Annotated in this window: 11 protein-coding genes and 1 pseudogene; 6 read left to right on the top strand and 6 right to left on the bottom strand. The window is 36.9% G+C overall.

All coding sequences use genetic code 11. The features are described from left to right. Positions 1-585 precede the first annotated feature (585 nt). Positions 586-3,855, top strand: a complete 3,270-nt coding sequence (locus ACZLO7_RS12180; RefSeq protein ID WP_511261335.1) for an NTTRR-F1 domain — start codon at positions 586-588, stop codon at positions 3,853-3,855. A 278-nt stretch (positions 3,856-4,133) separates the two neighbouring features. Here the strand turns inward: ACZLO7_RS12180 and ACZLO7_RS12185 are convergent, their stop codons facing one another. Then, the gene (locus tag ACZLO7_RS12185; RefSeq protein ID WP_464940059.1) at positions 4,134-5,204 is read right to left on the bottom strand and encodes a glycosyltransferase; all 1,071 of its coding nucleotides are present in this window, start codon (positions 5,202-5,204) and stop codon (positions 4,134-4,136) included. A gap of 1,030 nt (positions 5,205-6,234) precedes the next feature. After that, on the bottom strand, positions 6,235-6,777 hold the full coding sequence (locus tag ACZLO7_RS12190; RefSeq protein WP_464940006.1) for a hypothetical protein: 543 nt from the start codon (positions 6,775-6,777) through the stop codon (positions 6,235-6,237). A 230-nt stretch (positions 6,778-7,007) separates the two neighbouring features. On the opposite strand from ACZLO7_RS12190, the gene ACZLO7_RS12195 reads away from it, so the two are divergent. Continuing rightward, positions 7,008-7,916, top strand: coding sequence for a hypothetical protein (locus tag ACZLO7_RS12195; protein WP_464940005.1), 909 nt, complete (start codon positions 7,008-7,010; stop codon positions 7,914-7,916). A gap of 175 nt (positions 7,917-8,091) precedes the next feature. Continuing rightward, a complete protein-coding gene (locus tag ACZLO7_RS12200; protein ID WP_511261421.1) occupies positions 8,092-9,825 on the top strand; it encodes an IS1182 family transposase in 1,734 nt (577 codons plus the stop codon). A gap of 112 nt (positions 9,826-9,937) precedes the next feature. On the opposite strand, the pseudogene ACZLO7_RS12205 reads toward ACZLO7_RS12200, so the two are convergent. Continuing rightward, a pseudogene (locus tag ACZLO7_RS12205) lies at positions 9,938-10,255 on the bottom strand (transposase); the annotation flags it as partial. Positions 10,256-10,871: 616 nt separating this feature from the next. Between ACZLO7_RS12205 and ACZLO7_RS12210 the strand changes: the two are divergent. Together ACZLO7_RS12210 and ACZLO7_RS12215 are read left to right on the top strand one after the other, a co-directional pair. Continuing rightward, positions 10,872-11,393: a cupin domain-containing protein gene (locus ACZLO7_RS12210; RefSeq protein ID WP_464940446.1), complete on the top strand. Its 522-nt coding sequence runs from the start codon at positions 10,872-10,874 to the stop codon at positions 11,391-11,393. A 323-nt stretch (positions 11,394-11,716) separates the two neighbouring features. Beyond that, positions 11,717-12,493 carry a 3-hydroxybutyrate dehydrogenase gene (locus tag ACZLO7_RS12215; protein ID WP_464940445.1) on the top strand — a complete coding sequence of 259 codons (777 nt, stop codon included), beginning with the start codon at positions 11,717-11,719 and terminating at the stop codon, positions 12,491-12,493. 138 nt (positions 12,494-12,631) lie between these two features. Here the strand turns inward: ACZLO7_RS12215 and ACZLO7_RS12220 are convergent, their stop codons facing one another. Continuing rightward, a complete protein-coding gene (locus tag ACZLO7_RS12220; RefSeq protein ID WP_464940443.1) occupies positions 12,632-13,177 on the bottom strand; it encodes a TetR/AcrR family transcriptional regulator in 546 nt (181 codons plus the stop codon). A 171-nt stretch (positions 13,178-13,348) separates the two neighbouring features. Between ACZLO7_RS12220 and ACZLO7_RS12225 the strand changes: the two genes are divergently transcribed. Further along, the gene (locus tag ACZLO7_RS12225) at positions 13,349-14,755 is read left to right on the top strand and encodes a DHA2 family efflux MFS transporter permease subunit (protein WP_464940442.1); all 1,407 of its coding nucleotides are present in this window, start codon (positions 13,349-13,351) and stop codon (positions 14,753-14,755) included. A 127-nt stretch (positions 14,756-14,882) separates the two neighbouring features. Here the strand turns inward: ACZLO7_RS12225 and ACZLO7_RS12230 are convergent, their stop codons facing one another. Next, positions 14,883-15,242 carry a tyrosine-type recombinase/integrase gene (locus ACZLO7_RS12230; protein ID WP_464940441.1) on the bottom strand — a complete coding sequence of 120 codons (360 nt, stop codon included), beginning with the start codon at positions 15,240-15,242 and terminating at the stop codon, positions 14,883-14,885. Then, positions 15,209-16,045 (bottom strand): tyrosine-type recombinase/integrase, encoded by an 837-nt coding sequence (locus ACZLO7_RS12235; RefSeq protein WP_464940440.1) that lies wholly within the window; start codon positions 16,043-16,045, stop codon positions 15,209-15,211. Before ACZLO7_RS12235 ends, ACZLO7_RS12230 begins: the two co-directional genes overlap by 34 nt. Positions 16,046-16,524 lie beyond the last annotated feature (479 nt).

Here is a 16,524-nt window from a genome sequence, read left to right on the forward strand (position 1 = left end):
TTGATGGGGCAACAAAAAACTTTCCAAAAAGCACATCAGTTTTTAATTCCACCTGCTGGAGCCGACAAAAAGAATAAAAAAATAAGGTCGTTGACTTCTACATATTTTATTTTAGAAAGCATACACAAGATTACTCGTTTCCATATTTTAATTTGTTTCTAATCTACTTTGAATCGAGTGCGAATCAAAATGAGGATAAGAGCCGTCACAATCTAAAAGTAAAAAACATAGTATAACAAGACTTTGATTTTTAAAGTAAATTTATTAGAAAGAATCGAGTGCGAATCAAAATAAGGATAAGAGCCGTCACAATCTAAAAGTAAAAAACATAGTATAACGAGACTTTGATTTTTAAAGTAAATTTATTAGAAAGAATCGAGTGCGAATCAAAATAAGGATAAGAGCCGTCACAATCTAAAAGTAAAAAACATAGTATACGAGACTTTGATTTTTAAAGTAAATTTATTAGAAGGAATCGAGTGCGAATCAAAATAAGGATAAGAGCCGTCACAATCTAAAAGTAAAAAACATAGTATACGAGGCTTTGATTTTTAAAGTAAATTTATTTGAAAGGAGGTGAACAACATGACCATTCAAAATTTAATAGTTAACGGAAGTTTTGAAACAGGAGCGTTGACCCCTTGGGTTGGCATGAATGCAACGATTTCTAGCCAATATTCACATTCAGGTTTTTTTTCGGCGAGGTTACAAGGCGGAAACGCGCTCTCTTTTATTTCTCAAACCGTTCCTGTTAATGCGGGAGAGGGATTGGAGTTTCTGGTTTCATTAGCCAAAGTAGGATCTACCCTGGCTGCTCCTATACAGATACAAGTCAATTATTTTGATAGTATGTTCAATTTGCTTGGGAACGGTCTCTTTGTAAATATTCCGGGGGATCGTATTCCTTCTGCAGATAATGATACTTGGCTTGAGATCTATCAAACCACGACTCCAGCTCCTCCAGGCTCAACGCAAGCCTTTATTTTAATTAATAATCTTCCACAAGTAGGAACGGCAGATGTTTTAGTTGACGATGTAGCTCTATTAGTTGCAAGGGGAAATGGAGCAACAGGAGCAACAGGAGCGACCGGAGCAACAGGAGCGACCGGAGCAAAAGGTGCAACAGGAGCAACAGGTGTAACTGGAGCGACCGGAGCAACAGGAGCAACAGGAGCAACAGGAGCAACTGGAGCAACAGGTGTAACTGGAGCGACCGGAGCAAAAGGTGCAACAGGTGTAACAGGTGTAACAGGAGCAACTGGAGCGACCGGAGCAACTGGAGCAAAAGGTGCAACAGGAGCAACTGGAGCAACTGGAGCAACAGGTGTAACAGGTGTAACAGGTGCAACAGGAGCAACTGGAGCGACCGGAGCAACTGGAGCAAAAGGTGCAACAGGAGCAACAGGAGCAACGGGCGCAACAGGCGACACTGGAGCAACTGGAGCAACAGGTGAAACTGGAGCAACTGGAGCAACAGGAGCAACAGGAGCAACAGGTGAAACTGGAGCAACCGGAGAAACTGGAGCAACAGGTGAAACTGGAGCAACAGGCGCAACAGGTGAAACTGGAGCAACAGGTGAAACTGGAGCGACAGGTGCAACCGGAGAAACTGGAGCAACTGGAGCAACAGGTGAAACTGGTGCAACAGGTGAAACTGGAGCAACAGGTGAAACTGGAGCAACGGGTGAAACTGGAGCGACAGGTGAAACTGGTGCAACAGGAGCGACAGGCGACACTGGAGCAACAGGTGAAACTGGAGCAACAGGCGCAACAGGTGAAACTGGAGCAACAGGCGCAACAGGTGAAACTGGAGCAACCGGAGCAACTGGAGCAACGGGTGAAACTGGAGCAACGGGTGAGACTGGGGCAACTGGTGCAACAGGTGAAACTGGAGCAACTGGAGCAACAGGTGAAACTGGGGCAACAGGCGCAACCGGAGCAACGGGTGAAACTGGAGCAACGGGTGAAACTGGGGCAACGGGTGAAACTGGGGCAACGGGTGAAACTGGAGCGACAGGTGAAACTGGAGCAACGGGTGAAACTGGAGCAACTGGAGCAACTGGAGCAACTGGAGCAACAGGCGCAACTGGAGCAACAGGTGAAACTGGAGCAACGGGTGAAACTGGAGCAACAGGTGAAACTGGAGCAACGGGTGAAACTGGAGCGACAGGTGAAACTGGAGCAACGGGTGAAACTGGAGCAACCGGAGAAACTGGAGCAACAGGTGAAACTGGAGCAACAGGCGCAACAGGTGAAACTGGAGCAACAGGTGAAACTGGAGCGACAGGTGCAACCGGAGAAACTGGAGCAACTGGAGCAACAGGTGAAACTGGAGCAACAGGTGAAACTGGAGCAACAGGTGAAACTGGAGCAACGGGTGAAACTGGAGCGACAGGTGAAACTGGTGCAACAGGAGCGACAGGCGACACTGGAGCAACAGGTGAAACTGGAGCAACAGGCGCAACAGGTGAAACTGGAGCAACAGGCGCAACAGGTGAAACTGGAGCAACCGGAGCAACTGGAGCAACGGGTGAAACTGGAGCAACGGGTGAGACTGGGGCAACTGGTGCAACAGGTGAAACTGGAGCAACTGGAGCAACAGGTGAAACTGGGGCAACAGGCGCAACCGGAGCAACGGGTGAAACTGGAGCAACGGGTGAAACTGGGGCAACGGGTGAAACTGGGGCAACGGGTGAAACTGGAGCGACAGGTGAAACTGGAGCAACGGGTGAAACTGGAGCAACTGGAGCAACTGGAGCAACTGGAGCAACAGGCGCAACTGGAGCAACAGGTGAAACTGGAGCAACGGGTGAAACTGGAGCAACAGGTGAAACTGGAGCAACGGGTGAAACTGGAGCGACAGGTGAAACTGGAGCAACCGGAGAAACTGGAGCAACAGGTGAAACTGGAGCAACAGGCGCAACAGGTGAAACTGGAGCAACAGGTGAAACTGGAGCGACAGGTGCAACCGGAGAAACTGGAGCAACTGGAGCAACAGGTGAAACTGGAGCAACAGGTGAAACTGGAGCAACAGGTGAAACTGGAGCAACGGGTGAAACTGGAGCGACAGGTGAAACTGGTGCAACAGGAGCGACAGGCGACACTGGAGCAACAGGTGAAACTGGAGCAACAGGCGCAACAGGTGAAACTGGAGCAACAGGCGCAACAGGTGAAACTGGAGCAACCGGAGAAACTGGAGCAACGGGTGAAACTGGAGCAACGGGTGAGACTGGGGCAACTGGTGCAACAGGTGAAACTGGAGCAACTGGAGCAACAGGTGAAACTGGGGCAACAGGCGCAACCGGAGCAACGGGTGAAACTGGAGCAACGGGTGAAACTGGGGCAACGGGTGAAACTGGGGCAACGGGTGAAACTGGAGCGACAGGTGAAACTGGAGCAACGGGTGAAACTGGAGCAACTGGAGCAACTGGAGCAACAGGTCCTACTGAGCCCGAATCAGCATTTAGAGCTTTTAGTAATACTTCTCAACCAGCGACCGTTCAAGTCTTATTTCAAGTTGAAGAGTTTGATTTGAATAATGAATTTGATCCAGCTACATCTATATTTACTCCACAACAATCAGGGGTATATTCTATTTTATCTTCTGTCGGTATAAATCCCATTGTACTAGGTGCCTATGTAGTGGAACTAGATATCCTTGTTAATGGAATTGTAAGAGCTAGGGAAGTTGAGGAAGAACTTGGAACTCAAGCTACTACAGTAACAGTTTCATCTATTCTTCAGCTACAGGCCGGTGATGAGGTGACTATAACGATTTCTACTACTCAAGCTTCTGCGGTCACAGTACCAGGAGTAACAGACACAAACTTTGAAGCAGCAAGATTCCCTTCATAATAAAAAAATGCTAAAAATACTCCGTACTTGATAAAATAGCCGACTCTCTTTCCATATTTTCTGGAGGGAGTCGGCTATTTTCTTCATTTTGCACGCTTGGATTATACCTTTTTACCCAGTAGATTTTAGGATCCTTTTTACCCAGTAGATTTTAGGATCCTTTTTACATTGATAGTGAATATGGCCATTGCCCCTTGTTTAGTTCGTCATAAACATAAGAAAAGTCGATAAGATCGCAATCCTACAATATTTTCACAAGAATTTAATAACAAATCAGCCTACAAGTTAAGCACTTTCTCAAAATATTTTTTATTGGCTAACATCCTAGAGTCTTTAGGTCTAAATTTTAGAGCTTTCTCGTTGTGTTGATAACCCAATTGAAACTGACCCAACCTGTCATAACATACAGCTAATTGCAAATGTGGTAACCAAGTCGTGTAAGAGTGGTCTTGAAATGCTGTGCCCTGAAACTCTACATTTTCCAGTGCTTTTTTATACCAATATACGCTGGTGGAAAGATCATTTTTTTGCAAAAATGAAAATCCTAATTTACAACAAGTTTCTGGTCTAGGCGGGCCATAGCTAAGAGTGTGCAGAATCCATTTAAATTCCTCTTCTTTAAGATTTAATTTTTGATAGCAATTAGCCAATTTATTGCAAGCGGTAATATTATCCTCGACCCATCCTTTTTTCGATTTTAAAAACTGTAGATAGTATTCAATAGCTTTTTCAAATTTTCCATGATCCACTAATTCATTCGCATAGTAAAATAAATCTCGTGGCGTAAACTCTCTTCCTGATGAAAGAAAGTTTTCATATATACGCAAGTTACGCTCCGCATCGTGGCTTAATGGCTTGTGAGATACAGCCACATCGCTATTAAGTATGTTTCCGTATACTTCCAAGTACTCATGTACCGCCCCTATCCATTTAAACCCTTTTTCCCGTTTAGCTAAACGATTTCTCGTTAAACTCGAGGTGACGTTATTCTGTTCATCAAAAGCCAGATTATAGTTCATCGAAACAGCATCAACACTTAATTCAAGAGTTTTTTTCAACTGCATCAATTTTTCCTGGTCTTGTTCTAATAACACATCATCTGCATCCAGCCATAAAATATAATCCTTTGTTGCTTGATTAAATGAAAAATTTCGTGCTGCAGCAAAATCTTCAATCCAAGTAAAATCGAAAATCCGATCTGTATATTTGGCAACAATTTCTTTTGTACTGTCTGTGGAACCAGTGTCAACAATGTTAATTTCATCCACTATGTCTTTAACAGAGTTCAAACAACGGCCGATCACAGTTTGTTCATTTCTTACAATCATACATAGACTAATTGTAATCAACATTCCACACCTTTCAATACTTTCATTTATATGCAAAATTAACGAGGAACCTCACAATAATAAGGAGTTCCAGGGCAGGGAGGAATTTAAAAGAAATACGCCAAATTGTGGGATAACCCATGAAGGATACGTATTCCGAGTTGCACCAAGACAACCTCATGTTCACATTATCCAATCATGTGGATTTCTTCACTTCAGATAAAAATTAGCTATATTTCCAACAACTCACTGTTAGTTAATAACAGATATACGTATTGGTTGATTTGTTTTCCCATCTATATCGCAATTGTGATTCTCTGAGAAGTAAGGAATTGATTCTTTCTGATAAATTTTAGTAAAGTCTGATAGCTGCTCCATTGAAAAACCGAAGTTTTCAGCTAGATAACCTACTTCGTTAAAAAAAGCTCAACATTTGATTCTAACCCAATATACTTCTATGTCCGCGATGTAATTTCAAATAAATGTGTAGGAAATAAAGATTGCACAGTTTGTGGAGCGATAAAGCGTAAATGTGTTTCTATGACGATTTGCAATTGATAGCCTATTTTCACTGCCCGAAGGCATAAATCGTCATTTTCAAAAGAACCATATTCAAAACGCTCATCGAAACCACCAATTTTATCTAACAGTGATCTTTTTGCAAGTAAACAAAATCCAACCAGACACAATACTAGCTTTGTTTTACCGCGTTGGCTTTCGCAGTAATTGGAAGAGAAATATTGTATTGCTTCAATGTCTGAAGCCTAATTCATAATATGTCAGTTTTGCAGATATTAGACATTTATTAAAATGTATTTGTCGAAGTCATGGTTTAAATCTAAAATTCAAACGAAATTGAACCAGAACGAGACGAATTTAATTTAGGTGGCGACTCTATCAGTTTCTACTTATATATAGCCATTATCGGAATTAGTTTTTTGAATGCTATTAGTTATATCGTGAAACAAAAAAGACTTGTTAATTAATACTGAACAAGTCTTTTTAAGATCTCTATCAATTCCAACACTCGTAAGATCAATTCTTAGTATTCCTACTCACTTGGATAAACAATCGAATTTGCGATTTCCACTAAAATTTCAGGTGTCACCTTATCAGAAACTCGCTTATCTATGTTTAGCATATACTGCCAATTATCTCTCTCAAAAACAAGTACATTAAAACCTGAAAGACTCATCAAGGTAGCTTCATTTCCATTCTTAAGTTCCAAAGTTTCTAGTACATATTTCGTCCTTATGGGTAATTTAAATTCGATAGGTCGAATGTTAATTTTATAATGATTTTCAGAAGCCTTATCATTAATAAAAACTACTTCAAAAGAGTCATTTATGTCGCTATCTAAGTCATTAAATCGACCAAAATAATGAGTAAAGCTTATCGGAGGTAATATAAGCGGCAGCTTAAGTTTTTCTTTAAAATGCTGTTCAAAATCGTTGGCTGCTGCTTCTACGGTTTTGTATCCAATTTCGGGATATATCTCTTCATATGGACTAGGTTCATCATTTGCTTTTGCAAATACCGTTGAAAAAAGCACAATGCAAGATGAAACCAAGAAAAATAAACTAGTTTTTTTCATATTCCACCACCTTAAGATTTCTTTAAATTTAATGTTCCCAGTCTTATAAAAATTATTAATTAGTATTTTAACAATTCAGTAATTTATAGAATTTAGAAGGAAAATAGTAGCAATTAATAGAATAGAGTTAAGAGTAGAAAAAATAGAGATAGTTCTATTTTAAATATAGAGAATTAATCTTTATTTGAATATACAGGACAGAGGTGAACGAATTGAGAGTAGCGGAAGAAATGAAACAAAAGATACGAGCATTATTGATTCATGATCCATTATTTACAGTCGTACGTGATACACCTATAGAAGAGATATTATACAACGATTCTTATTTACTAGAAATAAATGAAAAGAAGTCCTATTCAATTATTGAAGTCGCTACTTGGTTTGGCATATCCGATGCGCAGCTGCGATACTATATCAAGCCATTCCAAGAATATATCTTACTCAACCAAAAGTTGAAACCCTCTACACCTACAACAATACGTCTATCGTTTTTGGCTATATTAAAACTGAGAATGATTATATTGTTAAAAGTTGAGTATCGAGTCAAAGGTTTAAAACAATTATTGGGAATAGATGAAGAAGGCCGTGTAAATCCACGACCGCATTTTTCCGCAGAAACAGCAGTAACAGTCCATGATGATTTAGGCGGAAAAGTGGATATGCTTAGTAATGTACTAAATCAAATGCTTCAAACAGGCTTATTCAAATTCAACAAGCTTGATGATTCAGAAACACAAATAGTTGTGAACGATGATTTATTCAATCAAAGATTCATTGCTCTACCAAATGATTCGAATGAACAGATAGAAGAGATAAAAGCACAAACTGAGAAATTAATAAAGGACAATGAGATTTTAAAAGATCAAATTCAAGACATCACCGCTCACAAAGTGAAGGATATTGCTGTGAAGTTAAGAGAACGCCATATTGAAAACGTCGTAGTTTCTGAATTACGAGCTGAAGCGTTAAGTGAGTTTGAAAGTCAAAATAAGATTGGCTTATTGAAAAAACTATTCTATTCTTCGGAAATCGAAAGTGAAAAAGAACATTTTGTTTCTAACTATTTGAAAATGCATTTGTATGACAGATTAGAAATCGAGTTAGCAGACTATTATCAGGCCAATAATTTGCAAAAATAAAAGAAGGGGCTGTCCCAAAAGTCGGTGAAAACCGACTTTTGAGTGCAGCCCTATTTCTTTAAATTTAAATACAAAAAAATCGCCTTTTCTTGTAAAATGTAAGTGACAAAACAAACAATTACGGAAAGGGCGATTTTTTATGAGCAATCCAAAGACTACTAACGAAAATTATAACATGACTCAAACAACGCTTCCACTAGAAATAGGAGAAGAAACTCTCGTTTCTAGAAATCAAAATGAAAACCCTACATTCATTCCATATAATAACCAACAAAGTATATGCCTCTTCGATCTTCAAGACCTTATTCCAATTAATCATATTGCGCGAGTAGTGGATGAAATGATCGAAGGAATAGACGATGAATACTTCTTCGAACCATACAAAGGTGGTGGTCGCAGTGCATATCATCCTAAAATGATGGTAAAAGTCCTTCTCTATGCGTATTCGCAAAAAGTATATTCTTGCCGAGAAATCGCCAAATTACTGAATGAAAATCTCCCAGCAATGTGGCTAGCTGCGATGCAAAAACCAGATTATCGTACAATTAACCGTTTCAGAACATCGTTTATGGTTGAACGAATTCAACTATTATTTGAAAAAATGATTCATCAACTTATCGAACAAAAGTATATAACAATGGAAAACTACTTTTTAGATGGCACAAAGATTGAAGCTAACGCTAATAAGTATTCTTTTGTATGGAAAAAAGCAACAACTCGTTTTGAAGAAAAACTGAAAGAGAAAATTGATGAGACTTATCAATTTATTCAATCTGTCGTAAAAGGGGATGAATGCTCTATCGTGAGTGAGGACAACCAGTCCTCTATTACGCCAAAAGAGAAGCTAGAACAAGCAGAAGAGATTCTTACACGCCAAATCAGCAAGCAAACCAAAGAATTCCAAGATGAAACAGAACCAGAAGCCCGAAAGGAAAAACGTAGAAAGTTAAGCGAATCCAAGAAACTCAAAAAGCAAATTCGTGAAGATTTTCGTCCACGCCTTGAAAAGTATGAATACCAACAACAGTTATTCGGTGAGCGCAATAGCTATTCTAAAACGGATACCGACGCCACATTCATGCGGATGAAAGAAGATCACATGCAAAATGGACAATTAAAACCGGGTTACAATATACAAATGGCAACAGAAAATCAATTCATTCTTTTTTATACTCTGCATCAACGTCCAACTGATACACGATGCTTTATTCCACATTTGGAAGAATTGAAAAAATCATCCGTTCCGTTCCCAAAAAACGTCATAGCAGATGCCGGTTATGGAAGTGAAAGCAATTATCTCTATTCAATGGACCAAGAATTTCAGGCATTGATTCCTTATGGCACATTTTTAAGTGAACAAAAACGAAGTTATAAAAAAGACATTCGTCATGCAAGTAACTGGGTTTACAACGAACAAGATGATACATACATATGCCCTAACAATCGAAAAGTACTTTTTAAACGTTATTCTACACGTACAGATAAATATGGTTTTTCACGAGACTTCAAAATATATGAATGTGAAGATTGTACAGATTGCCCATTGAAAGCACAATGTTCAAAATCTAAAGGGAATCGACAGATTCACTACAATACCGTTTATGAAGAACTCAAAGCAAAAGCACAAACTAGCCTTTGGTCTGAACCAAACGCACAAATTTACGCTCGACGGAAAATCGAGGTAGAGAGTGTATTTGGTCATATCAAGGGCAATCGGTCGTTTCGTCGATTCTCACTTCGAGGTTTAGAAAAAGTGAGAACGGAGTACGGCATTGTGGCAATGGCCCACAATTTACTGAAAATAGCTGGAATCCTCCAGCTATTTTCACCAAAACAGAGAAAAACGAAAAAAGTTCCAAAGAAAAACAGTACGTTTTTCTTTGGAACTTTTATTTTAGGGACTTATTAGACAGCCCCAATGAAAAACTTATGTTCTTAAAATGTAATGTTCTTCAATAGTAAACGCCGGCACTTTTTGTTCGATTTTGAACAGAAAGTGCCGGTGTTTTTTTGTATTTCCCTTATTCTTCATTTAATAGCTTCATGATACGTTTCAAATTCACCGCAAATATTGTTGTAGCTCCTTGGACTTCCAGGCCAAATAAACCCACCAATTTTGCCGTATTGTAGCCATGCGGATTTTTCAACACACTATTCTTCGCTTCAATTTTATAGCGCTTTTTCGTAAGTCTTTGAATCTTGCCGCTTCTTGAAAAGCTGCTTGTTCTTCATGTTTTGTTGGTTTTATGGAAATTGAATACGTTTTGTTTTTTGCACCGTCTTTATAACAGCCATCTTGTAATGACAGACCTTTATTTTTCTATGTCAAAGTAATACGTAACGAGTTCTTTGATCTTAGGCACAATTAAATGTAAAGCAACATATAGGGGGTTAGAGTGAATGATTCTTGTTTGGGAATCATGGACAGTTCCACCTTGAATTAGTCCTTTCATTATAAATAGTTAGGTTTGGATCGGAAAGAATGAAAAACTCAGATAAACGATAAAACTAGTTGATTGGAGTGCAGGCGGCGACTCCTTGGGGAAGTAGCGAACATCTTGAGACCCCACAGGAGCGTTAGCGACGAGGAGGCTCAAGGTTCGTCCCCAGGAAAGCGTCCGCCGGAACGGAAATTAACGGCATCGAAGAAAAAGCTGTGGCTAAAATTCTTTTTATGGGATGATCTATTGCGTGAAATATCAAAACTTATAATAATCATTTTTATAGATATGTAGCCTGATTTATTTTGTTAATATTGAAGGATGTAAATATTATGATAATATTAAGTAATACAGATTTTAATAAAGTAATAAATGTATTAGAGGGTAACGTGAATCCTATCCCTACTTCAGAGAATGGAACTTTTTTTGATTTCCTCAGGTAGAAGTTTTTTTATAAACCAACATCGTTAAGTGCAGTCAATTAATCAACCGAAATATAGAGAGGATTTTTGCAATGAATATAAATGAATTACAAACTTGGATATCAAAACTTGGACTTGTTCCACATCCAGAAGGTGGATATTATAAGAGAACATTTGAATCTGAGGAAAGGACTTCTGACAAAGAATTGCAAGTAAACTTTGAAGGTCAAAGAAAGCTTTATACGAGTATTTATTTTCTTTTAACGTCTAATGATGTATCACACTTTCATCGTTTGAAATCGGATGAATTATGGTATTATCACGGTGGAAGTCCTCTAACAATCCATGTTATTCATGAAAATGGAGAGTATGAAGAAATTAAATTAGGAATTAATTTAGAACAAGGAGAAGTACCTCAAGCGTTAGTTCCTAAAAATTCAATCTTTGGATCTTCTGTTATGGAGAATGATGTTTGCTCTCTAGTTGGTTGTATGGTTTCTCCAGGTTTTGATTTCCAAGACTTTGAATTGTTTACACAAGAAGAGCTTTTACTAAAATACCCTCAACACAAGGATATTATTATGAAGTTAGCTTACGAAAGTATTCCAAAATAAGTTACTTCGTGAAGGTGAGACAATTTATTAACATGACGGCAAGGGCAAAATGAAATAGATGGTCGATTTTCAAATACCCTTAATAAAATAGATAATAAAACCCCTCGAAAATCAGTATTTTCGAGGGGTTTCTTGAATAATTTTAATATATCTATTCATTTGATTATATGTGCGTTTCTAAATTAATTCTTCTAATTACGCTTCCTATCCGCTCCTTTCATTTTAGAGATAAAAGCAAACGGATGACACAAGAACAAAATACGGTAAAATAAAAGGTTACTAAATGGTGTTTTTTAAGAGATAAATTAGGAGGGAATTTTATAATGGTTGAAAATAAAGTAGTTATTATTACAGGTTCTGCTCGAGGTATTGGATTTGAAATTGGTAAACTCTTTGCTGAAAACGGAGCAAAAGTAGTCCTTTCTGACATTAACGAAGAAATGGTAAAAGAAGCTGCTGAGTCTTTAAAAAATTCAGGTTTTGTTTCATTAGGGATTAAAGCTGATGTAACAAAAGAAGAGGAACTACAAAACTTAGTACAAGTAGCGAAAGAAACGTTTGGTACGGTTGATATCGCCATAAATAATGCGGGATTACAATACGTTTCACCAATAGAAGATTTCCCAACAGAAAAATTTAAATTGATGCAAAAAATTATGTTGATTGCTCCTTTCATTATTACTAAAACGGTTTTCCCAATTATGAAAGAGCAAGGATTCGGTCGAATTATTAATATTGCATCTATTAATGGCTTAGTTGGATTTGCAGGTAAAGCGGCATATAACAGTGCTAAACATGGTGTTATAGGCTTAACAAAAGTTACTGCATTAGAAGGTGCTGAACACGGTATTACTGTTAACGCATTATGCCCAGGGTATGTGGACACTCCACTTGTCCGTGGACAAATGGAAGGATTAGCAAAAACTCGTAATGTTCCTGTGGAGGATGTGCTATCAGAAGTTCTTCTTCCTATGGTTCCTCAAAAGAAATTATTAGATGTTAGTGAAATTGCTGATTATGCTTTGTTCTTAGCGAGCGATAAAGCTAAAAGTGTGACAGGACAAGCTGTTGTAATTGATGGAGGTTACACTGTTCAATAAAACGATAATATCAATTAAATAGAAAATAGATAGTGTGGACCTTTCTATCAATCCAAAGTGTATTGATAGAAAGGTTCATTTTTAGCGTTACTAAATTAAATTGGATAATAAGTAAAGAAAATGTTGGATAAATAATTGTTAAGATTTGTACATCGAATAAATTTGATTAGCTATATAATCTGAACTATAATCAAGGCCATTCCTCATCCACCACATAATGATACCTGTTAAAGAGGCTGCTTTAATATCAATCGATACATAATCTGGAGGTAAATGCTTATTTGTATTATTTCTTCTTGTTTCTACTAATTGTTTCAACAACAAAAACAGTTGATTCTCAAATTGACATACTTCAAATAACACACCTAGTAATTTTCGTTGTTCATATAAATAATCTAATAACGGGGATAATTGCTCTTGGTCCGTTGAAATTTTCTTCTTCATTAAATCTCCTACTTTATTCGACAGTTCGTTGAAAATCTCATCTGAAATTTGTGTGAGTAAATCTTGGACATCTTGATAGTGTAAGTAAAACGTTGTTCGGTTTAATCCAGCACTATTCGCAATTTTTTGTACCGTTAATTTTGAAACTGTTGGTTCTTCACTTAAAAGTGAAAAGACCGCATTTTTAAACATTTCTTTAGATCGTATCGTTCGGGGATCTTCTTTTTTTTGTTTAGACATACGAGTCTCCTTTATTGATTATCCTTCGACTTTCTAAACAAACATCCTCTCTGTGTCGAGTAGTGGACATTTCTAAATATATTGCTCATAGGCAAGGATAAATTATTTTGTTACTATAAATTTTATCGACATAATGTTGATAATTCAAGACTAGATTGAGGGAGTTTTTCCATGCAAAAGGAAGTAAATAAAAAAATCTTGTTAATTGTACTGATAGCAGGTTGTTTTTTATCCACATTGAATCAAACATTATTAAATGTAGCACTCAGTAATTTAATGGAAGTATTTAATGTTTCTGCGTCAACCGTACAATGGTTAGCTACTGGTTTTATGCTCATAAATGGTGTTTTAATACCGATTACGGCTTTTTTATTGAAACGCTTTTCGACGAGACAGCTTTTTATTAGTTCCATGCTTTTTTTATTAATTGGTTCATTCATTTGTGCAATCGCTATGAATTTTGGCATGCTACTAACAGGGCGAATGATTCAAGCGGTGGGTGCAGGGATTATTATGCCCTTATTAATGACGGTCATTTTATATTTATATCCAAGCGAAAAACGTGGGAGTATTATGGGGACAATTGGTTTTGCGATAATTTTCGCACCAGCCATCGCTCCTACTTTATCCGGCTTTATTATTGAATATGTATCATGGAGATGGCTATTTATCGGCTTAATACCTTTCATATTCATCGTTATTATTTTCGCATTCAAATTTTTAAAGAATGTTACGGAAACAACGAAGGTTAAGTTAGATGTCGTAAGTGTTATTTTATCAACTATTGGCTTTGGTTGTATTTTATTTGGTTTTAGTAATGCAGGTAGTAAAGGATGGGAAAGCCCGATTGTCCTTACTACAATTATTGTTGGGATTATTGTTACTACTTTATTCTGTTTACGACAAATCAAATCCGCTGATCCGTTATTGAATTTATCTGTTTTTAAGTATAATATTTTTTCGATTACAACTGTCTTGAATGTACTTGTTACGATGGTTATGTATGCAGATTTAATCTTATTACCTATTTATTTACAAAATGGTCGAGGATTTACTGCTTTTGAAGCAGGTTTATTATTAATGCCTGGTGCAGTTATTAATGCATTCTTATCACCTGTAACCGGGAAAATGTATGATAAATATGGTGCAAAACCACTGTTTATTACGGGATTATTTTTCATCATAGGTTCGATGTGGGCAGTAATAGATTTAACAGATTCGACTACGTATATGTATATCATGATACGTACAATAATTTTACGAATTGGTTTAAGTTTTATTACAATGCCTTTAAATACAGCAGGTTTAAATGCCTTACCAAGACAATTAGGTTCACATGGCACCGCAGTCAATAATACAATTCGTCAATTAGCAGGTGCTATTGGTACAGCTGTTGTCGTTACCGTATATACGATGCAGGCAACAACTCATGCCACTGAATTGTCTTTAGAAAATGAGACAATTACCGCAACACAACTAGCCAAATTATCTTCTATCTTAGGATCCAGTGATGCTTATCTTATTATGTTAGTTATAGCTATTATTGCGTTAATCCTTGCGTTTTTCATGCCGAAGTAATCGGCAGTACAAGAGGAAGAACCTGAAGTTAAAGCATAATGTTAAACTGCATTTCAAAATGAAAGCATATCTGAGAAAACTCAGATATGCTTTTTATTGCAAAAAATCATCCCAGCTAAATGGATTTCTATATATAATTCTTCATCAATTCAGGTTTCCATGAATGAATGGCATGACGTTCTTTTTCAAATATTTTATCTAAATAGATCATTGTCGTATCAATCTTAGAGTGACCTAGAGAGCGCATTATGTCGTATATATCTGCGCCATTCATTTTAGAAATAATAGCAAATGCATGACGGAAAAAGTGGGGAGTTATATTCGTGTTACGTGTTTCAAATATAGGAAGTGCCAAATTGTTAATCTCTTTTGCAATATACTGTGTGAAATATGAAACTGAGAAGCGGGTACCACGACCAGTTGTAAACAGTGGTTCATCAAGCTTAGCTGCATCTAACGTTGGTAAGCATCTAACGTTGGTAAGCATCTAACTTTCCTAAACTCTTGAATACTTGATACTACTTTTTCCTTTAGAGGTATCTGTCTGCGTTTATTTCCTTTCCCTAACACATCAAAATAATAAGAACCCGTTATATAGTCCAATTTAAGATCCCCTACATTTAACCGACAAAATTCCTCGTTTCGAAGGCCAGTTGTTGATAGGACGTGAATAATAGAAAACATAACAACATGACCCATATCCTTATATGTATCCAATAATTTTATTACCTCTAATGGGCTGAAATCTCGATTTGGTCTATCATCTGCACGAACTTTAACGTTGTAGAATCCTGTGTGTAGCATTTCCTGAATATATTTCGATTCATAAAGAAATGCTAAGAATGATTTTATTATTGTTGTTTTGCGTGCAAGAGTAGCAGGTGAGTATGACCCCTTTTGTTTAACATGCGGACTACTAGTAGCTAGCCAATCTTGATATTTACGAATATGCCGCGGCTGCAATGACTTAAATAAAGAGTTGTCTTGAATTTTTTCTATATCTAAATCCATTTCCAAGGAATAGGTAAGTAGCTGATGTACAAACATTGCAAGTTCTCGTTCATACTCTTGGTTTGTTCTTTTATTACGGTCATGTTCGGGATTTAAATGTTCACGCTTATTGATGTACCAAACAATCATATCTAGATCATTAAAATCATTATAAAGGGTTGAGTGATTTTTTTCCGCAATATCTAAGCGGTTCTGAAGTTCAGCGGTCATGTTACTGTTTGCAACTTCTTTTTTTAGGGTTTGCAAAGATAAGTCGTTTACGTTAAGAATACTATTCATTATTTATCTCCTCAATATTCAGATGGATATCCTCCAAATTGTTAAAATGCAATAAAAATCTAAAATATGTATTTTTAGTAGCAATCAATAAAATATTTCAACATAAACCTTTTTTAGGTATATGAAGTTAGCAGTTCTAATTATAAGAAAAATCTGAGTATTGTGTATTTGTTGTGAAGCTTAGTTACATATTAATTTCATATTTATTATTATAAATAAAAATATGATTTATAACAAACATAAACAAATAGTCCCTTTGTTTATGTTCTATTAATTTATTATTTTTCTTTATTTTAGTTAAGTATGAACTTTTACAAATAATTTTAAATATGATTTTAATGTAAAGTACATTACAAAAATGAGGGTTTATATAGATTGGAATTTTGAATCATATTTAATGGGAATAGGATAGTAACTATTGATAAATAGCCAATTTGTTGTCGCGAAATCTTCATAATATAAAAAAAATGGATGTTTCT

The organism is Viridibacillus sp. d25.2 (assembly GCF_055456015.2).